At 70.2% G+C, this 26,246-nt stretch carries 21 protein-coding genes and 1 pseudogene; 10 read left to right on the top strand and 12 right to left on the bottom strand.

All coding sequences use genetic code 11. From position 1 onward, the window contains the following. Window positions 1-1,692 (top strand): zinc ribbon domain-containing protein (locus ACFYML_RS33285; RefSeq protein WP_387424414.1); only part of this gene is annotated, 1,692 nt, incomplete at its 5' end. Window position 1,693: 1 nt separating this feature from the next. On the opposite strand, the pseudogene ACFYML_RS33280 reads toward ACFYML_RS33285, so the two are convergent. The 4 genes and pseudogenes from ACFYML_RS33280 to ACFYML_RS33265 all read right to left on the bottom strand — a co-directional run. Continuing rightward, window positions 1,694-1,828, bottom strand: a pseudogene (locus tag ACFYML_RS33280) (IS30 family transposase); the annotation flags it as partial. Between the two features lie 16 nt (window positions 1,829-1,844). Beyond that, complete coding sequence (locus ACFYML_RS33275) at window positions 1,845-2,270, bottom strand: hypothetical protein (RefSeq protein WP_387424413.1); 426 nt, start codon at window positions 2,268-2,270, stop codon at window positions 1,845-1,847. 468 nt (window positions 2,271-2,738) lie between these two features. Continuing rightward, window positions 2,739-3,236 (bottom strand): YcxB family protein, encoded by a 498-nt coding sequence (locus ACFYML_RS33270; RefSeq protein WP_387424412.1) that lies wholly within the window; start codon window positions 3,234-3,236, stop codon window positions 2,739-2,741. 137 nt (window positions 3,237-3,373) lie between these two features. Next, the gene (locus ACFYML_RS33265) at window positions 3,374-4,480 is read right to left on the bottom strand and encodes a serine hydrolase domain-containing protein (protein WP_387424411.1); all 1,107 of its coding nucleotides are present in this window, start codon (window positions 4,478-4,480) and stop codon (window positions 3,374-3,376) included. A 129-nt stretch (window positions 4,481-4,609) separates the two neighbouring features. Between ACFYML_RS33265 and ACFYML_RS33260 the strand changes: the two genes are divergently transcribed. Then, the gene (locus ACFYML_RS33260) at window positions 4,610-5,839 is read left to right on the top strand and encodes a hypothetical protein (RefSeq protein ID WP_387424410.1); all 1,230 of its coding nucleotides are present in this window, start codon (window positions 4,610-4,612) and stop codon (window positions 5,837-5,839) included. 144 nt (window positions 5,840-5,983) lie between these two features. Here ACFYML_RS33260 and ACFYML_RS33255 read toward each other — a convergent pair whose 3' ends face one another. Further along, a complete protein-coding gene (locus ACFYML_RS33255) occupies window positions 5,984-7,195 on the bottom strand; it encodes an MFS transporter (RefSeq protein WP_387424409.1) in 1,212 nt (403 codons plus the stop codon). Window positions 7,196-7,404: 209 nt separating this feature from the next. On the opposite strand from ACFYML_RS33255, the gene ACFYML_RS33250 reads away from it, so the two are divergent. Beyond that, a complete protein-coding gene (locus tag ACFYML_RS33250) occupies window positions 7,405-7,869 on the top strand; it encodes a MarR family winged helix-turn-helix transcriptional regulator (RefSeq protein ID WP_387424408.1) in 465 nt (154 codons plus the stop codon). 80 nt (window positions 7,870-7,949) lie between these two features. On the opposite strand, the gene ACFYML_RS33245 is transcribed toward ACFYML_RS33250, so the two are convergent. After that, entirely contained in the window at window positions 7,950-8,912 is a 963-nt protein-coding gene (locus ACFYML_RS33245; RefSeq protein WP_387424407.1) for an FAD-dependent oxidoreductase, read from the bottom strand. Window positions 8,913-9,021: 109 nt separating this feature from the next. On the opposite strand from ACFYML_RS33245, the gene ACFYML_RS33240 reads away from it, so the two are divergent. The 6 genes from ACFYML_RS33240 to ACFYML_RS33215 all read left to right on the top strand — a co-directional run bounded on the left by ACFYML_RS33240 (window position 9,022) and on the right by ACFYML_RS33215 (window position 16,712). Then, a complete protein-coding gene (locus ACFYML_RS33240; protein ID WP_387424406.1) occupies window positions 9,022-9,924 on the top strand; it encodes a LysR family transcriptional regulator in 903 nt (300 codons plus the stop codon). A gap of 243 nt (window positions 9,925-10,167) precedes the next feature. Beyond that, window positions 10,168-11,298 carry an N-acetylmuramoyl-L-alanine amidase gene (locus ACFYML_RS33235; RefSeq protein ID WP_387424405.1) on the top strand — a complete coding sequence of 377 codons (1,131 nt, stop codon included), beginning with the start codon at window positions 10,168-10,170 and terminating at the stop codon, window positions 11,296-11,298. A 99-nt stretch (window positions 11,299-11,397) separates the two neighbouring features. Further along, entirely contained in the window at window positions 11,398-13,221 is a 1,824-nt protein-coding gene (locus ACFYML_RS33230) for a glycoside hydrolase family 3 protein (RefSeq protein WP_387424404.1), read from the top strand. A gap of 10 nt (window positions 13,222-13,231) precedes the next feature. Beyond that, entirely contained in the window at window positions 13,232-15,109 is a 1,878-nt protein-coding gene (locus ACFYML_RS33225) for a serine hydrolase (RefSeq protein WP_387424403.1), read from the top strand. Window positions 15,110-15,191: 82 nt separating this feature from the next. Continuing rightward, window positions 15,192-15,554: an ArsR/SmtB family transcription factor gene (locus ACFYML_RS33220; protein ID WP_387424402.1), complete on the top strand. Its 363-nt coding sequence runs from the start codon at window positions 15,192-15,194 to the stop codon at window positions 15,552-15,554. Window positions 15,555-15,602: 48 nt separating this feature from the next. Then, on the top strand, window positions 15,603-16,712 hold the full coding sequence (locus tag ACFYML_RS33215; RefSeq protein ID WP_387424401.1) for a hypothetical protein: 1,110 nt from the start codon (window positions 15,603-15,605) through the stop codon (window positions 16,710-16,712). Here ACFYML_RS33215 and ACFYML_RS33210 read toward each other — a convergent pair. The 6 genes from ACFYML_RS33210 to ACFYML_RS33185 are packed head-to-tail and all read right to left on the bottom strand — an operon-like array spanning window position 16,663 to window position 22,497. Further along, window positions 16,663-17,517: a DUF1684 domain-containing protein gene (locus ACFYML_RS33210; protein WP_387424400.1), complete on the bottom strand. Its 855-nt coding sequence runs from the start codon at window positions 17,515-17,517 to the stop codon at window positions 16,663-16,665. The two genes, ACFYML_RS33215 and ACFYML_RS33210, sit on opposite strands and share 50 nt — an antisense overlap. After that, on the bottom strand, window positions 17,514-18,293 hold the full coding sequence (locus tag ACFYML_RS33205; RefSeq protein WP_387424399.1) for an ABC transporter ATP-binding protein: 780 nt from the start codon (window positions 18,291-18,293) through the stop codon (window positions 17,514-17,516). Before ACFYML_RS33205 ends, ACFYML_RS33210 begins: the two co-directional genes overlap by 4 nt. Beyond that, on the bottom strand, window positions 18,290-19,096 hold the full coding sequence (locus tag ACFYML_RS33200; RefSeq protein WP_387424398.1) for an ATP-binding cassette domain-containing protein: 807 nt from the start codon (window positions 19,094-19,096) through the stop codon (window positions 18,290-18,292). The genes ACFYML_RS33205 and ACFYML_RS33200 overlap by 4 nt, the downstream gene beginning before the upstream one ends. Next, a complete protein-coding gene (locus tag ACFYML_RS33195; RefSeq protein ID WP_387424397.1) occupies window positions 19,093-19,992 on the bottom strand; it encodes an ABC transporter permease in 900 nt (299 codons plus the stop codon). Before ACFYML_RS33195 ends, ACFYML_RS33200 begins: the two co-directional genes overlap by 4 nt. Beyond that, complete coding sequence (locus tag ACFYML_RS33190) at window positions 19,989-20,939, bottom strand: ABC transporter permease (protein ID WP_387424396.1); 951 nt, start codon at window positions 20,937-20,939, stop codon at window positions 19,989-19,991. The genes ACFYML_RS33195 and ACFYML_RS33190 overlap by 4 nt, the downstream gene beginning before the upstream one ends. Window positions 20,940-20,949: 10 nt before the next feature. Next, window positions 20,950-22,497: an ABC transporter substrate-binding protein gene (locus ACFYML_RS33185; protein ID WP_387424395.1), complete on the bottom strand. Its 1,548-nt coding sequence runs from the start codon at window positions 22,495-22,497 to the stop codon at window positions 20,950-20,952. A gap of 742 nt (window positions 22,498-23,239) precedes the next feature. Between ACFYML_RS33185 and ACFYML_RS33180 the strand changes: the two genes are divergently transcribed. After that, a complete protein-coding gene (locus ACFYML_RS33180) occupies window positions 23,240-26,191 on the top strand; it encodes an amidohydrolase family protein (RefSeq protein ID WP_387424394.1) in 2,952 nt (983 codons plus the stop codon). Window positions 26,192-26,246: the final 55 nt, after the last annotated feature.

Genomic DNA, 26,246 nt, shown 5'->3' with positions numbered 1-26,246 from the left:
GTGACCGCGCCTGGGGGTGTGAGGGTCAATGATCGGGTCGTGCGGATGGCGCAGGAGCAGGCGGGGCGTGCGCTGCGGTCGGTGAAGTGGCGCGCCGAGGTGACCGCCGGGGTCCTGTCGACGTGGCCGGCCGATCCGCGCAAGCGCACGCCCGCGGAGTGGGATCAGGTTCGGGCCTCGATCCCCGGCGGGCAGCATCTGCCATCCAGCGTCATCAAGGGCCGCACCCGGCAGGCCGCCACGTTCGCCAAGGCCAACGGCCGGCTGCCGGTGGACGTGTTCGAACTCGAAGGCGTCCCGAGGATCGGGCGGATGTTGCTGTTGGCCGCGTGTGATCGGCAGCAGGCCACGATCGAGCGCAGCGACACCGACCCGGGCAGGGCGCTGCTGCGGCTGCAGTTGCCCACCCGTCCGGATCCGCAGACGTATCGGGACTGGACGTGGGTGGCGTGTCCGATCAGGCTGCCGTCCACGGTTCCTGCCTCGGCGTTGCTGCACCTGCCCACCCTCCGAATAACCGGCGGGCAGGTGCGTGCCGATGTCGCATACACGCACCCGGTGCCGAAAGCCGCGCGCACCGGCCACACGGTGGCGGTCGGTGTGGACTGGGGCCTCAACACCCTCCTCAGCGCCGGAGCCCTACGACTGGGAGAGGATGGGCGGATCACGGCGTTGGGGGCTGGTGGACAGTTCCGGGCCGCTGGGGTCCTCGGCAAGCAGCACCGGCTCCGGCGCCTGTCAGAGCGGCTGCATGCGAAGGCCGACCAGTACGCGCGGCTGCTCGGCGGCCGCCCCGACGAGCAGCTGAGGGCGAAACACGAGGTGCTGTCCGGCGAGATCCGCCACGTGTCCACCCGCCGATCCAACCTCAACGATGCGCTCGCGTGGGCGGCCGCCCGCTGGACGGTGGACCAGGCGATCGCCGCCCGGGCGTCCGTCATCTATCTGGAAGACCTACGGTCGATGGAAGCGCGGGGCATGGGGCACAGCCTGAACACGCGCCTGTCCCAGCAGGTCCGCGGAAAGATCAGCGACCGGATGCGGCACCTCGCCGCCGAGCACGGCATCGCCGTGGTCACCGTCCCCGCCCACAACACCTCCAAGCACTGCCCCCAATGTTTGACCCCGCTACAGCACCGCAAAGCCCCCGACCGGCCCACCACACCGGGATGGAAATGGGCCATCTGCCCCAACCAATCCTGCCGTTGGCAGGGCGACCGCGACCACGGCGCCTGGCGGCGTATCGCCGCCCGTGGTCTGACCCATCAGGGCAAGACCGTCATCGACAAGACCACCGGCGCCATGGTGATCCGCACGGTCGTCGACGAGTTCGAAGCCGCAGCCGTTGTCACCCCCAGCACCTCCAAGACCAGTCGGAGGGACCGGTCGAAGACCACGCCCACCCGGCACAAGGCACCACGCCCCGCGCCCAGGCGACGCGGGGCACCCTCCCCCACCCGGCCTCACGGTCAGGCGGGCAAGCGTCCGGAGGGACACGCGCCAACGGACCGGAGGCTGCCCCGCGCAGCCCACCGACACCAGAGCGTGACCACGATCAGCACACCCACCACCACCGGCCACCGGCCACGCGGAGCCGCACTGGGCGCCGGATTCCATCTCCACGTCCATGCATCTCCACCACGGTGGGAAACGATCCCGGAAACTCAATCCGACTCAGGATCGCTAAGCTGATCAGAGACGCTAGCTGTTCGTTGAACACCTCAGCGGGTGTCTTCCACCCGAGTGCCTTGCGGGGCCGAGCGTTGAGCGTGGCCGCGACGGCGTCGATGTCCTCGGCGCCCCACCGGGACAGGTCGGTGCCTTCGGGCGCTGAGCCAGGAAGGTCAGCCGTGTTCGCGGCCTGGTAGAGGATCACCGCGAAGGAATGCCTCGTACGCCTGGCGGACGTCGTCATCGATCTCGGGCCGCATGCCGCTGTAGCGCGTGTCCGCGCGGTCGCGGTGCGGTCCGGAGATCCAATACTCCTCGTCGGTATCTACGTCGTAGAAGTTGGCGTCAGACATGCCACGCCCGCGCCGGAGCGTCTTACCATGCCAGTAAGCCGTCTGCCAGCTCTTGCTGAACCGCACGTGACTGATCCACGCCGGCCCTTTGTCGGTGTCGTGGCCCGTCTTCAACTGAACGAACATCACACGGTCTGGCACGGCGAACATGATGACAGTAGAGGACTGGCGACGCAGCTCCAATTTGCGGTCAGTTGGCGGAATGGCGTCGGCATGGCTGCTCGGCGAGATCCGCGCACCGGTCATGGGGGCTCATGCCGTAGAGCGGAGCTGCGTGGATGTCTGTGCCCGTACTCGTATCGCAAGCCGGCGTGTGCGATGAACTGAGCGGCGTGCGGCAGCACGGGGTGAGAGCTGGTCTCGCTTGCGGCCATCCGGCGAATCACCCGATTCAGCTTGCCGGGGGCGCTTGCGACCGCCGGCCAGTTCCACCCGCGGGATCACCGAGTCGCGGCACGGCTGTCGCCCACGCTGCGGCATGCTTCTCGAGGTTGTGGTTGGTATGGCTCCATCGCAGTTCCTGTGCCCCGACCGGTCCAGCTGCTGAGTAAGGCTGGCCTCGATGTCGACGGCGTAGCCGGGGATCAGATCGCCGATGTGCTGGCCGTGGGTGAAGCGTTCGGCGCGGCGGCCGACCCGGTCAGCGTCAAGATCCGACTACTGAGGGTGACCGAATTGGTGGTCGAGTCGCCGCCCGCGTCGCGGCAAATGAGTTCACCGATGCTGGAGCAGCCCGCGTTTGGCCATATAGGCACGCAACGTCTCGGCGTCCTCGGCGGACATCAAGCGGCGTGGGATCACGGTCGCCGGCATCCGGCCGACATACACGATCCAGAACTCGGGCGTGTCCCTTACCTGGGCGACCCCGTCCCAGGCGATGCCGCCGGACTCCGAGCCGCTGCGCATCATGATGTTGTCGTCGGTGATGTCGTAGGCGCCCTCGACAGCGTATTGACTGGATCGGCGCCGAGCGCGCCACCGCACCCACGGCGAGTACAGCATCGACAGCAGGCCACCCGCGACCATCGCCAAGCACAGCGGCGAGATCCGATCGCCCCACCCGAACCCCTGCGAGACGGCGAAACCGATCGCCCCGACCGCCGCCAGCACCGCGCCGATATAACCGTACCTGCGCAGCCGAACGCTGCTGAGCGCGGCCGCCACGCGGCCTGGGTAGGCGGGATCGGCTGGGACGTCAAAACGGATGTGCACGCCAGAACGATAGTGCCCCACCCGCCCCGGCAGTGCCTGACTCGCGCCCCGCCGGCCGGTGAGTAGGTCACTGGTCCGGCCCCCGGGCGGCGCTGTGGACACCACAGCCTGGCTTGGCGGTCTCCGGGCCCCCGCGGTCAGTCGTCGATCGCCTGGTAGACAGCGGTCCAGAAGTCGAGCCACGTCGGCAGCCTCTGGTCGCCCGCGTGCGCCCGCTGCATGATGAAGATCGTCGTCATGTCCTCGGCGGGATCGTTGTACCAGGCGGTGCCGTAGAAACCGGGCCATCCGTAGCTCCCGACCGAGGGGCCGAGGTGCGTACGGCGAGTGCGGACCGACATCCCGAAACCCCAGCCCATGGTGTCGAAGTACCCCGGCCAGAACCCGGAGACCGCCTTCTGCGCCGCGGTCAGGTGGTCGCTGGTCATCAGGGTCACCGATGGCCGCGAGAGCACCCGCTCGCCGTGGTGGGTGCCGCCCGCGAGCAGAGCCGAGGCGAAGGCGAGGTAGTCGTCGGCGGTCGAGACGAGCCCGCCGCCACCTCCTTCGAACGCCGGCGGCCGGCTCCACTGCCCGTCGGGGCCGTCTTCGACGACCGGCTCACCAGTGGCGGCATTGTCGCGCTCGTACGCCGTCGCCAACCGGCCGATGCTCTCGCCGCCCACGCTGAAGGCGGTGTCCTTCATCCCGAGCGGATCGCAGACCCGCTCGCGCAGGGCATCCCCGAAGGACATGCCGGTGGCCCGGGCGATGAGCACGCCCGTCACGTCGGCGGCGGTGTCGTACATCCAGCGCTCACCTGGCTGATGGACGAGAGGGAGCGTGCCGAGCCGGCGGATCCACTCGTCGGGCGGCGGCTCGCCGAGTGTGTTCAGCGCGTCGGCGATCGGGACCGTTCCCGGCTCGGCAGGGACCATGCCGGTGCCGAGGGTGAAGGTCAGCAGATCCCGCAGCGTTATCGCGCGATTCGCCGGCACGGTGTCGTCCAGTGGCCCGTTGGGATCGGCGAGCACGGTCATGTCCGCCAGCTCCGGGAGGAGGTCGTCGACCGGGTCATCGAGGCGGAGGGTGCAGTCCTCGACGAGCGTCATCGCACACGCGGCGACGACCGGCTTCGTCATCGAGGCCATGCGACAGATCGTGTCGCCTGCCGGCCGGACGCCGATAACGGCGTCACGCCGCGTAACGTTCGCGCCGCCGATAGGCGTGCACCGCCGCCGAGGTTTCGCGGCGGCCTGGCGCACGCGACGATGTTGGTGGTGTCTCGGCGTACGTTCCACGACATCGCCGCCAAGCTGCGCCCGTATCAGCTTGTGACGTAGCGAGGGCTGCCCGTCTCCGATACCGTACCCCGGTCCCACTTCCGCCCTTCGATGTACGGGGGATACATGAGAATGCGTGCGGTAAGGCGCGCTGGCGCAAGTTCACTGGCGCTGTTCGCATCCGCCACCCTGCTCGCCACCAGCCCGGCGTATGCAGAGCCTGCTGGCGCCGACCTGGAGCTGACCACCTCGGCCACTTCCGTGACCGCAGGCGACTCGGTCAGGGAACTGACCACCACCGTGGTTAACAAGGGTCCGGCTGACGGCTCGTACTGGACCCTTGAATACGACCTCAGTGGCCTGGATGACAGCAAGGTCACGGTCGGGGCATCGCAGCAGCTCGGCTGCGAGCGCAGCGGCGAGAAGCTGCTGTGCCGGGAGGAGCCCGGGCTTGCTGTCGGGAGCAGCTTCCTGCAGAAGACCCCGTTCGCGCTGACGCCTGTGGTGGGCAAGACGGGCACCGCCGGATCCTTCACCGTCACCGCGGTGTCGGATTCCGACCCCGACCAGGCCAACAACTCGGCGACCGTCACGGTCGACGTGCCGGCCAAGGGCGTCGATCTGGTGGCCGTGGCCGAGGACGTGTACCAGGTGACCGACGACGGGGAGCTGACCGACAAGCCGGTAGCGCCGGGCGGCAGCAGCTTCGTCCTTGGCGCCGTCGGCAATGTCGGGGACACCATCGCCAAGGGCCTTAAGGTCTCCGTCGCGCTGCCCGAGCACGTGACCTTCGCCGAGGCGGAGCCGGGCTGCACCTACGGCACGGGCAATCGCACAGTCACGTGCGACTACGAGGACGTCACGCTGGTGCCGATCGACCAGGACAGCGGTAAGGACGACGACATCCTCTCGGTCGTGGGCATCGTCTTCCCGGTGACCGTGGCCAAGGACGCTCCCGGACCGGTGGTGCTGAAGGGCGGAAAGCTCACCGGTGTCGCCCTAGCCACCCAGACCGAGGTCAGCCCCGCCTCGGTGGCTCGCAGCACGAACGGCAAGCTGCCCAAGGGCCTCAAGGCCCAGTCGGCGATCAACGTCAGGGACGCCAACCCGGCCGACAACACTGCCGAGTTTCGGGTCCACGTCGGCGCTGCGGGCGGCAGCGGCTCGGACGGTGACGGCTCGGGCGGCTCGGTCGGCGGCCTGCCGGTGACGGGCGTCCAGGCCGGGCTGATCGGTGGCATCGGCGCGGGCGTCGTGGCGCTCGGCGCGGTGCTCTTCCTCGTCACCCGCCGACGCCGGCTCGTCCTGACGGCCCCCGATGACGAAGTACCGAACGCCTGACGGCCGTCTGCCGTCTGGATGAGAACCCATTGAGGGGTGGGGTGGCTGAGGCCGCCCCACCCCTTCACGGCAAACGGCGATGCCCGTACGGTCTTGTCGTCGACCACGACGGTGGACGCCGGTGTCCAGGTGCGTGGCTCGGTGTCAGGCCCAGGTGCCGGCGGTGTTGACCGCGGCGGGCGTTGCGTCGCGGCGTACGGCGTGCCGGGTGGCGATCAGCAGGACCAGGAGGCCGGCGAAGCTGAGCGCGGCGCCGTCCCACAGCGTGGAGGTGTAGCCGAGTCCGGCGGTGATGGTCACGCCGCCGATCCAGGCGCCGAGGGCGTTACCGACGTTGAAGGCGGCGATGTTCGCGCCGGAGGCCAGCGTGGGCGCCTGCCCGGCGTACTGCATGATCCGCATCTGCAGGCCGGGCACGGTGGCGAAGCCGAACGCGCCCATGAGCGCCAGCGAGACGACGGTCATGATCTGGCTCGGCGCGGTGACGGCGAAGATGACCAGGACCGCGGTCAGTGCGGCGAGGACGGCGGTGAGCGTCGCGGGCACCGACCGGTCGGCGGCCTTGCCGCCGAGGGTGTTGCCGACGAACAGGCCCACGCCGAACAGGACCAGCAGCCACGGAACGGTGGCGGCGGCGAAGCCGCTGACCTCGGTCAGGGTGTATGCGATGTAGGTGAACGCGCCGAACATGCCCCCGAAGCCGAGGACCGTGATCAGGAGCGAGAACCACACCTGTGGGTGGGCGAAGGCCTTGACTTCGTGGCGCAGCCCGCCGGCGCTGGCGGTGGCGGTCTGTGACGGGACCAGGGCGGCCATGCCGACCAGGGCGACGACGCCGATGGCGGTGATCGCCCAGAACGTGGATCGCCAGCCCAGTTGCTGGCCGAGGAACGTGCCGAACGGGACGCCGAGCACGTTGGCGGCGGTGAGCCCGGTGAACATCATGGCGATGGCGGCTGCCTGACGGGACGGTGCGACGAGGCTTGCCGCGACGACCGAGCCGATGCCGAAGAAGGCGCCGTGGCTCAGGGCTGCGAGGATGCGGCCGACCATCATCAGTTCGTACGTCCCGGCCAGCGCCGAGGCCATGTTTCCGGCGACGAACAGGAGCATCAACCCCGTCAGGACGTGCTTGCGGTTGAACCGGGTGACGGCGGCGGTCAGGCCGATCGCACCGACGGCGACGGACAGGGCGTAGCCGGAGATCAGCCACCCGGCGGCGGATTCGGTGACGGCGAAGTCGGTGGCGACCTCGGGCAGCAGGCCCATGATCACGAATTCGGTGAGGCCGATACCGAACCCACCGATCGCAAGAGCGAGCAGGCCCAGTGGCAGCTTCTTCGGTTCAGCAGACATCAGTTCTCCCGTTGCGGACATGTAGCGCGCCTGCAACTACCGGCGTACGCAACTGAGATACTTGCGCGCGCCGCCTATCGGCGCAAGCGTGCCACTGGTCACATAGCTGGCGTCTGCAACAATCGGCGTACGCGGCTAGAATTGCGGCAACAGCGCTGGCCCCGATCCGGACGGTCGGCGACAACCGGTGACAGCAAGGAGTGCAGGACGTGGGCATCCGCGACGACGCGGTCGAGATCCGCGCCCAGGGCTGGCGGACCCTCGCGGCCCTGCACGGCCTCATCGACACCGCCCTGGAGAAGGCTCTGCAGGCCGAGCACCACCTCTCAGTCGTGGAATACACCGTGCTCGACGCCTTGTCCCGCCAGGACGGCTGGCACATGCGCATGCAGCAACTCGCCCGCGCCGCCGCCCTCTCCGGCAGCGCCACCACCCGGCTGGTCAACCGGCTGGAGGACCGTGGCCTGCTCACCCGCATCCTGTGCCAGGACGACCGCCGCGGTATCTACACCGAACTCACCGAGCAGGGCTGGGCTCTGCTCAACCAGGCGCGCCCGACGCACGACGAGGTTCTCGCCACCACGCTGGCGCAGGCCGAGAACCTTCCGGAGCTCGCACCGCTGGTGGACGCGCTGCACCAGCTACCGGCACAGACGTCGCAAGCCCCCGCCTGACGGGGAGGATTGGACGAGAGGTGCCTGGCTCGGTAACGGCTTTGCCAGCGGCAGATCCGCGCGCAAGTTGGTCGGTTCCGTCAGCCGTCCAGGGCGAGGTCTGCCACCTCGGCGGCGGACCCCCAGGACAGGGTGACCCCCGCCCCGCCGTGGCCGTACGCGTGCACCAGCCGGCTGCCGGGTGGGCCCGCCGGGTCCGGGTCCACCTCGACCCGGGGGCCGCCGTGCCGGGCCGGCCGCAGCCCGATCCGCTCGCCGAGCACCGGCGCGTCGGCCAGCGCCGGCACCAGCGCGACGCAGCGGCGCCGGATCGCCGCCGCCGTGTCCGGGTCGGGCGCGGTGTGCCCCACCCCCGGCTGGTATGTGCCGCCGAGCACCACGTCGTGCCGGCGCGGGTGCACGTACGTGATCCCGGCCGGGTCGTCCTCGTCTCGCACCGAGACCGTCAGGCCCGGGTTCGCCACCAGCACCAGATGCCCGCGCACCGGGTGCACGGCCGGGTCGGCGGCGAGTTGGCCGGCGGCCAGCCCCGTCGCGTTGACCACTGTCGGCGCGGTCTCGAACGCGTCGGCGAGCCGTCGCACCCGGCGGCGCAGCACCCGCCCGCCGCCGGCTTCCAGCCGCTGCCGTAGCCAGGCCAGGTACAGACTCATCTCGACCGTCGGCGCCGTGAACCGCAGCAGCGCCGTGTACGGCGGGCGCGCCGCCTCGGCCACCAGATCCCCGCACGCCTCCGCCCACCACGGCGGACTGGCGTACGGGTGGCGCAGCAGCATCCGGGTCGGCCGGTCGACCACCCCCGGCACGCCGTCCGCCGCCTGGCGGCGAAGCTCCGCATGCGTCTCCCGCGCCCAGCGCAGCACCCGCGGGTCCTGGTCGGTGTGGCTCGGGTACCAGACCGCGGCGGCCACCGTGGACACCGTGTCCGCCGGGTCGTCGGCGGCCAGCACGGTCACCCGCGCCCCTCGCTGCTGGAGGGTGACCGCCGCCGTCATCCCGACGACCCCGCCCCCGACCACCACCACGTCCGTCGCCGCCACCATCGTCCGCTCCCGTCGCTCGTGCCGTTGGCCTCGGATCGTCACCGTCCCGACGGGCCGCCGTCCAAGACGGATCGGGTAGCCGGCGATAAGCGCCGCTTAAGATCGGTCCATGTTCGACTCGCCGGCCCGGGACGTCTGGTCGGACCTGCGGCGGCTGCGTTACTTCGCGGTGCTCGCCGAGGAGCTGCACTTCACCCGGGCCGCCGCCCGGCTGCACGTCGCACAGCCCGCGCTCAGCCAGCAGATCCGCGCCCTGGAACGCCAGCTCGGCGTGTCGCTGGTACACCGCACCAGCCGGGGCTGCACGCTGACCGAGGTGGGGGCGCGGATCGCCGGCGAGGCCGCCCGGCTGCTCGCGGAGGTGGACGCGGGCACCGCCCGCATCCGGGACCTGGTACGCGGGCGGGGCGGCCGGCTCCGGCTGGCGTACACCCGGTCGGCGCGTGGCGGCCGGGTCGACGCGCTGGTCGCCCGGTTCCGGGCGGCCCACCCGGACGTCGAGGTGGTCCCGGAGACGGCCTGGACGGCGCCGAACGTGGCCGGCCTGCTCGCCGGGCGGCTCGACGCGGCGTTCGTCCGCCCGCCGGTCGACGAGCCCGCGCTGGCCTGCCGGACCGTCGACACCGAGGAACTGCTGCTTGCCCTGCCTGCGGGTCACGTCCTCGCCGCCGGTCGCCGTCGGATCAGCCGGGCCGAGGTGGTCGACCTGCCGGCCGTGATGTGGCCGCGCGAGAACGGCCCCGGCATGTTCGACCGCACGATCGCCCAGGTCTGGCCGCACGGCGGCTTCAACCTTGTCCGACAGGAGCCGGACGACGAGCAACTGCTGCGGGCGGTGGCGCAGGGAGACGTGGTCGCGGCCGTCCCGGCCGGCCGCGCCCGCGCGCTACGGCTGCGCGATGTACGGCTGCGCCGGTTCACCGCTCCGACGCCCACTGTGGACGTGGCTCTGTGCTGGCCCCGCGACAGCGCGAACCCGGCCCTGCGCCGCTTCCTCGCCCTGCTCGACTGAGGCCGGCGAGACGGCGGTAGACGTCACGGTCGCTGGAGAAGCACATTTCGGGTGCTGTGGCGCCGCAGCCGACCGTTGACGCTCGGCCTGTTGAAAATTGCCAGACGTTGCGGTGGAATAGTCGAAATATTTCACCGATCTTCGCGGATGAAGGTGGCACCATGCCAGGCCACCCACCGTTCGGCGAGATGACCTCCTACAACAGTTGTCGTTGTTGTTCCACCCCCCTCTCGGAGGCAGCGCATGTCAACTCATCGGCACGAGGTCGACCGTCGTACCCTGCTCAAGGCAGGTCTGGGTACTGGGATCGCGGCGATCGTCGGTACTGACCTGTTCGTGGCGGCGCCAGCGGGCGCCGCGCCCAGCGCCATGTTCCCCTGGATCATTGACTGCGACACATGGGGCGCGCGTCCGCCAAGGGGAGCGATTCAGATCACCGGCAACACCACCAACAAGATCATCCTGCATCACATGGCGTTCCCGAACGTCACGGACTACTCGCGCGACCACGCGATGCAACTGGCGCGGGACTGCCAGGACCTGCACATGGACGGCAACGGCTGGGTGGACACCGGACAGCACTTCACGGTCAGCCGTGGCGGCTACGTGCTGGAGGGTCGCCGCCGCAGCCTGGAGACGCTCGACGCGGGCGCACACCAGATCAGCGCCGCACACTGCCCGGGCGAGAACGGGAACGCGATCGGGATCGAGAACGAGGGCACCTACATCACCGAGACGCCGCCGGACGCACTGCTCGACGCGCTGGTGAGGTTGTGCACCGCCGTGTGCCAGCAGTTCCGGCTGCAGCCATGGGACATCTTCGGCCACTGGGACTTCTACCCCACCCAGTGCCCGGGCATCGCCTTCTACCGGTTGTTCCCGATGGTGCGCTCGCGTGTCGCGGCAGCACTCGGCACACCACAGTCGGACATCCCCGCGCGCCGGTGGCCCGACATCTGGCGTTTCGTCGACGGCCCGGTTGTGCAGGTCGCGCAGTACCTGCTCGCGGATCTCGGGTACCCGCTGACTCCGAACGGCAACTTCGGCTACGACATGAATCCCGTCGTGGCCGACTTCCAAGCCAGCCACGGGATTCCGGTTGACCCGGACGCGACCTTCGACGCGGCCACCTGGGAAGCGCTTGTGCCGACACTCGAGAAGGACGCCAGCGGTCTTCCCGTCAACGCGGTGCAGTTCCTGCTCGGCCGCAAGGGGTACGACGACGTCACGTTGACCGGCGACTTCGACCACAACACCATGAAGGCGGTCCAGGACATGCAGCGCCTGCACGGCCTGGTACCCAATGGGAAGGTCGACGTGGACACCTGGTGCGCGATTGTCGGCGGCACAGTTCGTTCGGCCTTCCAGCACTGAACGCCGCGAACTCAACCAGCCGGCCCTGTAGCTAACCTTCTTGACGATATATCGACATGTAGCTAAGTTTCAGTCATTCGGACTGAGAGGTCGTCGTCCATGAAGGCTCGACTCGGCACCGCGTTCGTACTGCTGGCCGCTCTGGCGACCACCGTCCTGCCGCTCCCCGTCCAGGCCTCCGCCGCGCCTGTGGACCCGCCCACCGCCGCCGAGCACGGCTGGGTCACCTCGACCTTGCGACACATGAGCCTGGAGCAGAAGGTCGGCCAGCTCTTTTCCACCTACGTCTACGGCGGTGACGCCGCCGAGCCCACGGCCGCCGACCGGGCCGCCAACCGGGCCGCGTTCGGCGTCGAGACGCCGGCCGAGGTCATCGACCGGTTCCACCTCGGCGGCGTCATCTACTTCTCCTGGTCGCACAACCTGGACAGCCCCCGGCAGATCGCAACGCTGTCCAACGGGCTCCAGCGGGCCGCCCTCGGTGACGGCGCCAAGGGTCGGGTGCCGCTGCTCATCTCCACGGATCAGGAACAGGGCGTGGTGCTGCGGATGCCCGCCCCCGCCGCACAGTTCCCCGGGGCGATGGCCCTGGGCGCTGGGCGCTCGCCCGAGGCCGCGTACACGGCGGCGGAGATCACCGGACGGGAGCTGCGGGCGGTCGGCGTCCGCCAGCCGTACGCGCCGATCGCCGACGTCAACATCAACCCGGGCAACCCGGTGATCGGCGTACGGTCCTTCGGCGCCGACCCCACCCTGGTGGCCGAGCTGACCGCCGCACAGGTCGGCGGGTTCCAGGACGGCGCCGGCGTGACCGCGGTGGCGAAGCACTTCCCCGGCCACGGCGACACGGCGGACGACAGCCACACCGGCCTGCCGGTGATCGACCACAGCCGGGCGGAGTGGGACCGGATCGACGCGCCGCCGTTCCGGCAGGCGATCGCCGCGGGCGTCGAGTCGATCATGACCGCCCACATCGTGGTGCCCGCGCTCGACCCGTCCGGCGACCCCGCGACATTGTCGCCGGCGGTTCTCACCGGCGTGCTGCGCGGCGAACTGGGCTTCCGGGGAGTCATCGTCACCGACGCGCTGAACATGGCCGCCGTGCGCAAGAAGTACGGCGATGACCGAGTACCCGTGTTGGCGCTCAAGGCCGGCGCCGACCAGCTCCTGATGCCGCCGGACCTCCAGCTGGCGCGGAATGCGGTGCTGCGGGCCGTCGCCACCGGCGAGCTCACCGAGCGACGCATCGACGAGTCGGTCCGGCGCATCCTCGCCATGAAGTACCGGCAAGGGCTGGCCGGGTCGCCGCTGGTCGATGTCGACGAGGCGGTACGGACGGTCGGCGCGCCCCAGCACATCGCCGCCGTCGCCCGGGTGACCGACGCGACCCTCACCGCGGTCCGTAACGACGCCGGGCTGCTGCCACTGGCCCACGCGAACCGGTCGGTGCTGGTCACCGGTTGGAACAGTGCCGCCTTCGCGCCGATCGCGACGGTCGCCGACGGGTTCACCGCCCGCGGCGCCCGAGCCACCGCCCGGCCCGCGACCCTGCCGTCGGACGCGCAGATCGCTGCGGCGGCCGCCCAGGCGGCGAACCACGATCTCACCGTCGTGCTGGTGAACAAGGCGTGGGACAACGTCGTCACGGACCCACGCGGCACCCAGCGGCGCCTCGTCGCGGCGCTGGTCGACACCGGGAAGCCCGTGGTGGTGGCGGCGGTCCGGGATCCGTACGACATCGCGTACCTGCCGGGTGTGACCAGCTACGTGGCGACCTACTCATACACCGTGGCGGCGATGGACGCCCTCGTCCGCGCGCTGCACGGCGAACTGTCCCCGAGCGGGCGGCTGCCCGTCACGATCCCCACGTCCGAGGGCGTGGGCACCGTGCTCTACCCCTATGGCCACGGCCTGACCTGGTAGGAGGCGACGCATGCAGCGTAGTAACGTCCGCACCCGTGCGGTCGGTGTCGGAGCGCTTGGCGCTGGCGCGGCGAGGAGATCCGCAAACAAGTCCCCCCGCCCGCTGCTCCGCACGGTTTCGCTCGGCCTGGCCATGGCCCTCCTGGGCGCGGCGCTGCCAGCCGCCGGGGCGCCCGCCGCCGCCGTGCCGCCCCCGGCCGCGTCCGGACCGCCGGCCGTCACCCCCGCCGACATCCAGTTCCGTGCGGACACGCTGCGGCGCGGCAGTGCCCGCGAGGTTGGCCTGCTCCCCGACCAGGTGGATCGTCTCCCCGCAGACCTGGCGGCCTATCTGCAACCGACCCCGGACCACCCCGGTTATCCCGCGTACACAGGTGCCGTGGTCCTGGCGGCCAAGGACGGCGTGATCGTGCAACATGCCACCGTGGGAGCGGCGGTCAAGTACGCCGCCGTCGGGCCGGCACCCGAACTGGTCGGGGTGGAGCTCCCCGCTGACCAGCAGATCCCGATGCGGCCCGACACGATCTTCGACATGGCATCGGTGTCGAAGCTGTTCACCACGATCGTCACCATGCAGCAGGTCGAGCGGGGGCGGGTGGACCTGGACGCACCGGTGGCCAGCTACATCCCGGAGTTCGCGGCCGGCGGCAAGGCGGCGGTCACCGTACGCATGCTGCTCACCCACACCTCAGGTCTGCCCGCATTCACGGCGCTGTGGAGCAAATACCCGACGCCCGCCGAGCGGTTCGCCGCCGCGCTCGCCACGCCGCTCACGGCACCGCCCGGCACCCGGTACGTCTACTCCGACCTCGGCCTGATCGCGCTCGGCGTACTGCTGGAACGGGTGACCGGCCGGCCGTTGGCCGAGCTGGTCCGCGACGGCGTCACCGCGCCACTCGGCATGACCGACACCGGCTACAACCCGGGACCGGAGCGGCGGTCGCGGATCGCCGCGACCGAGTACCAACCGTACGCCGGGCGCGGCATGGTCTGGGGCGAGGTGCACGACGAGAACGCCTGGTCGCTCGGCGGCGTGGCCGGGCACGCGGGGATCTTCTCCACCGCGGCGGACCTGGCCGTCCTCTGCCAGGCACTACTCAACGGCGGCGAGTATCGCGGGCAGCGGATTCTGCGGGACGACACGGTGCGCGCGATGCTGGTCAACTACAACGCATCGCTGGAGTCTGCCTATCCGGAAAGCGACCGTGGGCTCGGCTTCGAGCTCAACAAGCACTGGTACATGATGGGGCTCTCCTCCCCCGTGGCGTTCGGGCACACCGGCTTCACCGGCACGTCCATCGTCATCGATCCACTTTCCCACTCGTTCGTCATCCTGCTCAGCAACCGGGTGCACCCCGATCGCGGCTGGGGCAGCAACAACGTCGCCCGGCGCGTGGTCGCGCGCGACCTCGCCGAGGCGATGCCGGTGCGCCCTCGGTCGCGGGAGGCCTGGCGGGCCGACCCGCGCGACCTCGCGACGAGCACGCTCACCGCTCCGCTGCGCCGGGCGGCGCGAAGCGGGACGGCGAGCTTCCTACTCTGGTACGACACCGAGCCCCGTTACGACAACGCCCGGTTCGAGGTCTCCAGCGACGGAGGGCACACCTGGGCTCCGGGGCGGATGCTGCTGCACGACGGGGACCGAAGGTGGACCAGCGACGGCACGGTAACCGGCTACGGCGGCCGGGTCTGGTGGCAGGTCACGGTCGAGTTGCCCGACCAGGCGACCCACCTGCGGTGGATCAGCACCACCGACGGCTCCGGCCAGGGCCGCGGGGTCTACGTCGACCACATCGCCGCGACGGACCGGGACGGAGTGCTCTTCCAGGGCGAGGGCGGCGACGACTCTCGACTCATCGCGGACGGATGGTCACCCGCCCGCGACTGACCTGGCGGAGGCCTCTTGTCGCATCGGGTACTGGTCCCGGTTCCACCGGCGGATCGATGGTGTTCGTGGAACGATAGAGGGCGTGTCAACTGCGAAAACTGCTAAGCCTGCTATCTCGCCGCTGGCTGGCGAGCCGATCAAGCGTGCCGATGCCGAGCGGCTCGCGGGAGTGCTGAAGGCATTCGCCGACCCGGCCCGACTGCGGCTGCTCAGCCTGATCCAGTCCGCCCCGGAGGGCGAGGCGTCCGTGAGTGACCTCACCGCGCCGCTCGGTCTCTCCCAGCCGACCGTGAGTCATCACCTTCGGATCCTCACCGAGGCCGGCCTGCTCGAACGCGAGAAACGCGGCGTCTGGGCGTACTACCGGGTGGTGCCGTCCGCGATCGCGGCGATAGCCGACCTGTTGACCCCACCCCGCAAGCGGACGACGAAGCGGACTCGCTGAGCGGCGCTGCCGATCCGTGCTGTCGTAGCGGGCGGGCAGGATGATGCGGTGCGCATCATCCCTCGCTTCGTGGCGTCCTTCCGCGTGCCGGCGAACGCTCCTCGCGTACCCGGTTTCTCCCGCACGGCGGACACGCCTGCCGTCCAGCGGTGGCCGCATCGCCGGCTCGTGGTGATCCGGCAGGACAACGAACTGTTGGCGTACGACCTGGACCGGCTCGTCGCCGGTGACGGCGCTCCCGCCGCCCGGTTTCCGGCTCCCTGGCCGCGTGGGGCGGGCGGGATCGATGCGGTGAGTCCCACCCTCGACCTGGCGGTCTTCAGCGGTCAGCATGCGCTGCACGCGATCGACGCCGCCGGCAGGCTGCGCTGGCGCGTGCGGCACGCGTGCTGGGTCCCGTACTGCTCGTCCTTGCACGACTCCTACGCCGAGTACGCGGGCAGCGAGGAACACCGCCACCCCGATTCCGGCTCGTGCTGGATCAGTGCGGACGGCTCCACGGTGTGGGCCCACGTACGCACCCCGCTGCCGGATGACGTCGAGCCGGAGTTCGACGAGGAGTGGCTCGTGCTCGACGCCGTCGACGGTCGCATCCTGGGGCGGGCCCCGACCGGCACCGCGGCCGCCGGCTCCCACCACATCGCCCACCCCGACCCGGGCCAGATGGGCCTGAGCGTCGGCGAAGGCCAGGATGGCGCGCCGCTGCGGTGGGGCCGGTGGGACGGCGCTCGACTCACCGTCACCCCCATCGGTGACGATGACCGCTGCCTCGTCGATGTCAGCCCCTGCGGGACGCGGCTCCTCACGATCGCTCACTGGGGAAGGGAGCCCGCAATCCATCGTCTTCCCGACGGCGCGGTGACGCACGAGGTCGCCGACTACCAGCTTTCCCCGCATCTTGAGGCGCTGTCGGACGCCGAGGAGGAGCCCTTCTGGGGCTACCAGTGCGGCTTCGTCGACGAGCGCACGGTTGTCGCGAGCACCATGGAGGGGAACGGGCATACGCGGCACTGGCTGATCGACACGGCGCGAGGGGACGTGCTCGGCCAGGTGGAGTACCCGCTGCCCGTTTCGGAGGACCCGATGGCGCTCGGCGACGGCACCTGGCTCACCTGCGGCGAGGACCCGTTTCAGCTCCTGCTGTGGAGTCCTCAGTGAACTCCTCGGTGTTGGTCTGGGAGGTCACACCGGCGCGTCCGCCATCTGGCTGATCAAGCACCGCCCTCTCGCCGGCCCGGACGGCGAACGGCAGCATGTTCCCCGGAGGCGGCAGTGGGCAGATGAAGGCGTCGGAGAACGCACACGGCGGCAGGGTGACCCGGTTGAAGTCCAGCGCCACCGGGCCGGCCGCAGCCGGCATCGGCAGCAACAGAAACCGGGCCGCGCCGTAGCTCTCGCGTCCGCTGGTGGCGTCCCGGAACGTGATGTGCGCTTCGCCCGCATGGCCGGTGTACAGCGCGACCAGCTCGGCCTGCTGGCCGTCGATCGTGAAGGTGAACGTGCCGACGACCGGGTAGTCCACCAGCCGGTCGGAGTGGCTGTGTTCGGTGCGCAGCGTCTGGTCGGCGTCGGCCGGGGTGAACTCGGCGGTTAGCACCCAGGCGGGGTCGGGGGCGAACGCGTCGATGCCGGCGAACCGGCGCACCGCCGGCGCGTGCGGGTCGTAGGCCCGTACCGCCATGTCGGCGCCGCGGCGGATGATCTTCAGTTCGACATCGCCGACCATGAGTCGCTGGTCGGGCCGCAGCAGGCCGTCGGCGGTCGGTACGCCGCCGACGAGCAGGCCTTCGGCGCCGGACACCCGCACGTCGGTTCCGTCGGCCCACCAGGTGCCGGGTATCCCGTCGATGTGGGTGCGCCCCACCAGCCAGTGCGTGCCGGTCAGCGTGAGGTCCCCGCCCGGCGCCGACACGGCCGCCTCACGTTCGGCGTGCCAGGTCCGCCACTGATCAACAAAGGTCACGGTTCCTCCATCAGGTCGAGCGGCAGTTGCGGGATGGCCGCCAGCAGGGCACGGGTGTACTCGTCGGCGGGGTTGGTCAGCACGTCCGCGGTCGGGCCGCGCTCGACGACGCGGCCGTGGCGCATGACGAGCACCTCCTGGCACAGCTGGCTGACGATCGCCAGGTCGTGCGAGACCAGCACCAGCGTGAGCCCGAGCCGGTCAACGAGATCCTTGAGCAGGTCGATGATCTGCAGCCGGACCGAGACGTCGAGGGCGCTGACGGGTTCGTCGGCGAGCAGGACCCGCGGGCCGGGTGCGAGCGCCCGCGCGATGGCGATGCGCTGGCGCTGACCGCCGGAGAACTCGTGCGGGTAGCGGCGTCCGTCCTCCGGGCGCAGCCCTACCGCGGTGAGCACCTCGGCGACGCGCTCGGCGCGGGCTGACCGGTCCGTACCGATGCGCAGCGAGCGCAGCGGCTCGGCGACGATCGACGCGACCGACAGGCGGGGGTTCAACGACGACCGGGGGTCCTGGAAGACGACCTGGACCTGCCGGCGGAACGCGCTATGTCGGCCCCGGTCGAGGGGCTCGCCGGCGAAGCGGATCTCGCCCGAGGTCGGGCGGTCCACGCCGAGCAGCTGCCGCAGCAGGGTCGACTTCCCGGCGCCCGACTCGCCGACGATCCCGAGGCTGGTCCCCGGCCGCACGGTGACGTCCACCCCGTCGAGCGCCGGGCGGGTGCGGCCCGGGAACCATCGGGTGAGCTGATGCCCGGTGAGAATCGGATCGCTCATCGGTCCTCCCTGCGCACGGTGGGGCGGGCCAGCCGGGTCACCCTGGCGGCGCTCGCGACGAGCTGCCGGGCGTAGCCGGAGCGAGGCCGGCGTAGCACGTCGTCGACCGGGCCGGATTCGACCAACCGGCCCGTGCGCATGACCAGGAGACGGCGGGCCACCCCGGCGACGACCGGCAGGTCGTGGCTGATGAACAGCAGCCCCACGCCGGTCTCCTCGATCAGCTCGTCGAGCAGGGTGAGGATCTGCGCCTGCACGGTCACGTCCAGCGCGGTCGTCGGCTCGTCGGCGATGAGCAGCCGGGGCCGGCAGGCGAGAGCCATCGCCAGGGCCACCCGTTGTCGTTGGCCGCCGGAAAGCTCGTGCGGCAGGGCCCGTACCAGCCGGGCCGGGTCAGGCAGGTGCACCCGGCCGCACCAGTCGATTGCGCGGCGCTCGGCGTCGCTGCGGTTGAGGCCCTGGTGCAGCCGCAGCGGGCCGGCGATCTGGCGGCCGACCGGCATCAGCGGGTCCAGGGCGGTCAGGGGCTCCTGAAACACGATGCTGAGGGTGCGGCCGCGGACCCGGCGCCACTGCCGGTCCGGCGCCCCGAGGAGGTCCTCGCCGTCGATGAGGACGCGGCCACTCGTACGCATGCCCGGCGGTAGCAGTCCCAGCAGCGCCAGCGCGGTCAGCGATTTGCCCGAGCCGGATTCGCCGATGAGGCCGACCCGGTCACGGGCGGCGAGGCCGAACGAGACGTCGCGAACGAGCGTCTGCCCGTCGAGCGTGACGGTCAGCCCGGTGGTCTCCAGGATGGTCATCGGTGCGCTGCCTGCCTTTCCTGCCGTAGCTGCGGGTCGAGGACTTCCCGCAGGCCGTCACCGAGCAGGTTGACCCCGACGACCGTGACGGCGACTGCGAGGCCGGGCAGCAGGACGTTCCACGGGGCGACGCTCACCGTCGACTGCGCCTCCTGGAGCATGCGGCCCCAGGACGGCGCGGGCGGCGGGGTGCCGAGCCCCAGGTACGACAGCGACGCCTCGGCGATGACCGCGACGCCGAAGGCGAGGGTGGCCTGTACCAGCAGGGTGTGCCAGATGTTGGGCAGGACGTGCCGGACCAGGATCATCAGTGGTCCGGTGCCGCAGGTACGCGCCGCGAGGACGTAGTCCTGGGTGAACACGCGGCTCGCCGAGATCCGGGTCAACCGGGCCACCTCGGCGGAGACGCCGATGCCGATCGCGCTGATCGCGACTGCGGTCGACGCGCCGTACACGGTGACCAGCAGCATCGCCAGCAGCAGGGTCGGGAAGGCGATCACGACGTCGATCACTCCGACGACGGTGTTCTCGAGGAACCGGCCGGCGGCCGCCGCGAGCAGACCCAGCGGGACGCCGATGAGGAACGCCACCGCGACTGAGGCCAGCCCGATCCACACCGCGGTACGCGCGCCGAGCATCAGCTGGGTGAACTGGTCGCGGCCCAGGCGATCCGTGCCCGCCCAGTGCCATGCGGACGGGTCCGCCAGCCGGGCCGCCGGGTCGGTGTGGTCCAGCCCGTACGGGGACCAGACCAGCGACACCAGCGCCAGGGCGAGAACCGCCAGCAGCAGCGCCGCGCCGAGCACGAACGACGGCGAGCGCCAGCCTCGGCGCGTCCGGGCGGGGATGTCTGGCGCCGCGATCGTTTCGACCGCTTCGACCAAAGGTGTGCTCATGTCGAACCTCGCAGTCTCGGGTCGACCAGCCGCTGCACGACGTCGACGACGAGCCCCACCACCAGCACGGTCGCCGTCATGAGGAAGACCGTGCCCTGCACGATCGGCAGATCGCGGGCCTTCACGCTGGTCAACAGCAGCGAGCCCAGGCCGGGCAGGGCGAAGACGCTCTCGATGACCACGGTGCCCAGCAGTGAGCTGGCCAGCAGGATGCCGAGGATCTGGACCACGGTGGCGGCGCCGTTGCGTGGTCCGTGCCGCCACAGCGCCCGCGGCAGGCTGTACCCGAGGGAGCGGGCGGTGCGCACATACTCCTGGCTCAGCACGTCGAGCGTCGCCGAGCGTACGTAGCGCACCAGCACCGACCCCTGCGCGATGGTCAGCGTCGCCACCGGCAGAACCAGTGACTGGAGCGCGGCTTGCGGGTCCTGCCAGCCGGTGCGGGGAAACCCGCCCGGCGGCAGCGCCCGCCACCGCACCGCGACCAGCCAGACCACCACGATCCCGACCCAGAAGATGGGCAGCGCGATGCCCACCTGCGCCAGCGTCGACACCGCCACCCCGAGCAGACCTCGCCGCCGTACCGCCGCGAACACCCCGATCGGTACGGCCACGACGATCGACAGCACGAACGCGCTCAGCGCCAGCGGTACGGTGACCGGGAGCCGGCCGGCGATCTGATCGAGCACCGGCATCTGAGTGAACAGGCTGTCCCCGAGGTTCCCGGTCACCAGATCGCTCAACCAGTGGCCGTACTGCGCCAGCACCGGCCGGTCGGTGCCGAGCTGGTGCCGGATCGCGTCGATCTGGTCCGGGGCGGACCCGACCGCCAGCAGCGTGACGGCCGGGTCGCCCGGTAGGACCCGGAGCAGGAAGAACACCGCCGAGCCCGCGACGAACAGCGAACCGATCAGCCAGGCGACCCGACGGATGAGGTAGCTGAGCACCGCTTATCGCCTAGCGTTTGGTGATCGGTGCGACATAGAAGCTGTCCGTGGTGTTGTTCTTCTGGTAGTCGCTGACCGAGGTGCTGGCGACCTTGATGGCGGGGTCGAGGAACAGCCAGGCGCTCGCCGCGTCCTCGGAGATCTGCCGTGCCACCTTCCTCAGCAGGGCGGTCTGCTCGTCGGGTGTCGCGGCGGTCTCGGAGTCCTTGACCCACTGCTGCACCTGCGGGTTGTCGTACTGCCAGTAGAACGTCGGGTCGCCGTACCAGACGAGGTCGCGCTGGTTGACGTGGGTCATGATGGTGGCCTGGAAGTGGTGGTTCTTGTAGACCTTGTCGGTCCAGGTCGCGTCGTCGACGGGGTTCAGCGTGATGGTGATACCGGCCTGGGCGAGCTGGCCCTTCAGCCCCTGCGCGATGATGTTGACCGCGTCCGACGGTACGTAGTCGACGGTGAAGGACAGCCCGTTCGCGTACCCGGCCTTGGCCAGCAGTTGCTTGGCGCCGGCGACGTTGTGGTCGTCGATGCTGGTCAGGTCCTCATACCAGGGGTCGGTGGGCGGCACCATCGAGCCGATGACCTGGCCGCGGTCGGCCCATACCGCCGTCAGCAGCGCCTTGCGGTCGATGGCCTGCCGGATGGCGTGCCGTACGTCGGGGTTGTTGAACGGGGCGACGGCGTCGTTGAAGTTGAACAGTTCCTTCGTCGTGGACGTGCCTTCCACGATGGAGAACTGCGGCTGGTTGTCGAACTGGGTGAGCACATCCGGCGAGGACACCTGGGTCACCAGGTCGAGTTGGCCGGCGAGCAGGGCGTTGTTCTCGGCAGTGGTGTCCTTGAAGAAGCGGTACACCACCTGCTTGTTGCTGGCCTTCGTGCCCCAGTACTTGTCGTTGCGGGTCAGCGTGATGGAGTCACCCTGTTTCCAGGAGGTCAGGGTGTACGGGCCGGTGCCGATCACCGTCGTCTCCGGGTTGCCGGCGTCGGGCTTGGTGACAGCCGCGCCGGTGCTGGTGAGGTAGAACAGGAACGACTGCGACCGCGTCGACAGGGCGACCTTGACGGTGCCGTCGTCCGGCGCCTCGATCGTCTTCATGATCGAGAGGTTCTTCTTGCGGGCGCTGGTCGACTCGTCGGACGTCACGCGCTTGAGCGCGGCCACCACGTCGCCGGCCTTCAGCGGGGTGCCGTCGGAGAACGTCACGCCGGGCTGCAGGTGGAACGTGTATACCGTGCCGTCCGGCGACACGTCCCACGACTTGGCCAGCAGCGGCTCGACCTTGCCGTCGTCGGTCAGCACGGTGAGCCCCTCGACGACGTTGCGCAGCAGCACCTGGGCGTGGCCGGTGTTGCCGCCCTTGATCGTATTGAGCGTCGTCGGCTCGTTCAGCGAACCGACCGTGATCGTCGCGTCGGCGGCGCCTGTCGACCCGGGGCTCGTCGACGAGCCGCAGGCGGCGAGCAGCACCGCGAGGGAGGCGGTGGCCGCGAGCGCGCCGAGCGGGCGCAACCGGCGTGCGAAGGGTAGGCCAGCCGAGGGCCTGCGGTGAATGCTCATGTCCTTACTCCAGGCAGAAGGAACCTGCGTCGCGCGAGCGCGGGACGCGGTGATTGAGGCTCACAAATGAGGGCAGATCAGACGTTGATGACGACGCGCGGGCATCGTGGCGCGGCAGCCACGGGCGCGGATGGGGAGTGTCAGACCGTCAACAACAGCAGATGCGGCGCGCGGCGACGACACGGACCGCAAGCGGGGTCCGGTCCAACGACGGCGCACTGTTCACGCAGGTCAGGCTACATGATCACGGTGTTGGGGCGGCAAGCCGGCGATCGTGTCCTTTGCCACAGGTCCGAATCCCGTTCGCGATCCGCCAGCGCGGAGTGCCGGCGCCAGCGGGACCTTCCGTCGCGCTATTTGCACCGCTCACCGCATTGTGTGGGCCGCTCACAGTTCGAGCGGCATAGATGGGGACCGCGCGCTGACGCCGGGGAGAAGGATGCGCGATACCGCCTGAAGTATCCGATGCAGCAGGCCAAGGAGGAACAGCATGTCCCCCACTGCGGATTTTCCGGCCGATGACCTCACGGAGCCCGACCAGCCACGTGCTTACGGCCCCACCGGCTCCCGATTCACCCCGTCCCGCCGAACCGTCCTCAAGGCTGGTGCGGGCGCCGTACTGGCAGCGGCCTTCACTCAAGCGGCTGCGCCGAGTGCCCGCGCCGGCAGCCCCGATCCGGGCGGCAACACCCGCGTCGACACCGGAACCGACTTCGCTGTCGCACCGTCTCCGGACGGGCGCATGCTCGCGTTCGACATGCTCGGTGTGCTGTGGGTGGTCTCCGCCTCGGGCGGCGCCGCGCGCCGCCTGACGTCCGACCTGTACGACATCGCCCAGCCGGACTGGTCGCCCGATGGGTCCACGATCGTGTTCCAGTCGTACCGGGATGGAGTGTTCAACCTGTGGGCGATCCGCCCCGACGGGTCAGGCATCACCCAACTGACGAAGGGCCCGTTCGACCACCGCGAACCGAGGTACAGCCCCGACGGGCGTCGCATCGCCTACTCGTCCGACCAGGGCGGCTCGTACGGCATCCAGGTGCTCGACCTCGCCACGGGCTCCAGCCGAGCATTGGCCGAGACCGCGGCCGAGGAGTACGAGCCGGCTTGGTCACCGGACGGGTCTCGCATCGCATTCGTCGTAGCGGACACCCGCATCGATGTCGTCGAGGTCGCCACCGGGGCCCGCACCACGGCGGTCACGGTGCCGGCCGGGCAGGTGATCCACCAGCCGTCGTTCCTGCCGAACGGAACCGACATCGCCTACCACCTGCTCGCTGCGGGCCGCAACGAGCTGGCCTCGACGGCAGGCACCTTGGTCACCGGTGAGGAGGTGTTCCCTTTCCAGGCCAGGTTCACGGCCGACGGCCGGTACCACTACAGCTCGGCCGGCAAGATCCGCACGCGTCGCCTCGGCTCGGCCACCGCCGGGACCGTCGGATTCACCGCAGCGCTGACAGCCACGGTCGCGAAGTACCGCAAGACCACCCGGATGTTCGACGCACCCGGCACCTTCCCTGTCATTGGCATCGGTTCCCCGGCGGTGTCCCCGGACGGGACCATGATCGCGTTCCGCGCCCTCAACGACATCTACCTGATGCGGGTCGGGGAGAAGCCGGTACCCCTGTTCGGGGACCGCTGGTGGAAGGCCGACCCGGACTTCTCGCCGGACGGCCAGCAGCTGGCCTATGTCAGCGACCGAACCGGCACCTTGAACATCTGGGTCCGGGACCTGAGCTCCGGGGTCGACCGGCAGCTGACCTACCTGACCGAGTCCGCGGCCCTGTCGGTGCGGTGGTCGCCAAGCGGTGAAGAGATCGCCTATCTCGACCAGGATGGCGGCCTGTGGGTATTGAACGTGTCCACCGGCGACGTGCAGCAGGTCTTCGGCGCGACGTTCGAGCCGGGCCGGCCCACGTGGTCCCCGGACGGGAAGATGATCGCCCTGGCGGCCGTCGTGCCCTACTCGCGCCGCTACCGGGAGGGTCTGTCGAAGATCCTCGTGGTCGACCGCGCCACGGGCGCCGGCAGGTACGTCGACCCCGCCCCGCACAGGTCGCTGCAGACCCGCGGTGACGACGGGCCCGTCTGGTCCCCGGACGGGACGATGCTCGCATTCGCGATGGAGTCGTTGATCTGGGTGCTCCCGGTCGACCAGAGCGGACACCCGACCGGGCCGGCACGCCAGGTCACGAGGGAACTGTCCGACGCACCCGTCTGGGCGGGCGGCTCTTCCACGCTCACGTACCTGTCCGGTGGTCAGCTGAAGACGGTCCGGGTCGACGGCGGGGCCGGCCGGACGATCCCGGTCCAGCTGCGCTGGCGCAACGACCCCGGCCCGGACCAGGTCGTGATCCACGCAGGCCGGATGTGGGACGGGTCGTCCGCGACAGTGGCCCGAGATGTCGACATCATCGTGCGCGGCCAGCGGATCGTTGCGGTCGAGCCGCACCGCGAGGGCCGCAGCGGCAGCCTCGTCGACGCCAGCGACCGGTTCGTCATGCCCGGACTGATCGACATCCACCACCACCGCGAGATGCAGGGCTACGCGTACGGGTCGCGGCAGGGGCCGCTGTGGCTCGCGCTCGGCATCACCACGACCCGCTCACCCGGCTCCCCGGCCTACCACATGGTCGAGGAACGCGAATCGGTCCAGTCCGGCGCCCGACTGGCGCCGCGCTATCTGGCCACCGGCGAGGCCGTGGACGGGCCTCGCATCTACTACAACTTCATGCGCCCGACATTCACCCACGCCCAGCTGGCGCTCGAGCTGGAACGGGCGGCCAAGCTCGACTACGACCTGATGAAGTGCTACGTGCGGCTACCGGTCGTGTGGCACAAGGAGGTCATCCAGTGGGCACACCGGCACGGCAAGCCGGTCACCTCGCACTACCACTACCCCGCGATCGCAATGGGCGGCGACGGAACCGAGCACGTCGGCGCCACGAACCGGTTCGGCTACTCCCGGACCGTCACGAACGTCGGATCGGCTTACTCCGACGTCATCGCCATGTTCAACGCGTCGAAGATGGCCCGCACGCCAACCCTGTTCGTGTCGTCGACCCTGTACCGGGAGGACATCTCCCTCGTCACCGACGAACGCGTCCGGCGACTCTACCCGAACTGGCGGATGGAGAAACTGCAGGCGTCGATCACCTCTGCGCAGACGACCGACCAGACCGTCACCCGGCAGAACCTTGCCAACCAGGTCGCGCAACTGGTCGCGATGGTCCGTGGTGGCGGCGTCGTCACCGCCGGGACCGACGCCCCGATCGATCACCTGGCCATCAGCCTGCACATGAACATGCGCGCGATGGTGAAGTACGGGCTCACACCGCTGGAGACCCTGACCAGCGCAACGTCGACGTCGGGGAATTTCCTCGGGCAGCCAATCGGTCGAATCGGCAAGGGCATGCTGGCGGACCTGGCCATCGTCGACGGCGACCCGCTGACTCGGATTGCGGACGCCGCGAACGTCACCGCGGTCGTCGTGGGTGGACGGCACCACACCGTCGCAGACCTGATCGCCCCCTACCCGACCGCCACGACGACCAATCAGCCGCCAGCGGCGGGATCAGCACCCAAGGGCAAGGTCAAGCAGCGCGTGCCCGCACACGCCAGCACGGCCGCGTACTGGTGGAACACCCCGGATGAGCTCGAACGGGCCCGGATCTCCTGCGGCCACGACCACTAGCGCCGAGCCCTCTCTGGAACCGCGCCCCGGACCGGTCCGGGGCGCGGTTCCGTCA

It is taken from the genome of Micromonospora sp. NPDC007230 (genome assembly GCF_042869115.1).
Taxonomy (GTDB): Bacteria; Actinomycetota; Actinomycetes; order Mycobacteriales; family Micromonosporaceae; genus Micromonospora.
The sequence above is the reverse complement of the archived record's forward strand: the minus strand, read 5'-3'. Positions and strand labels throughout refer to the sequence as shown.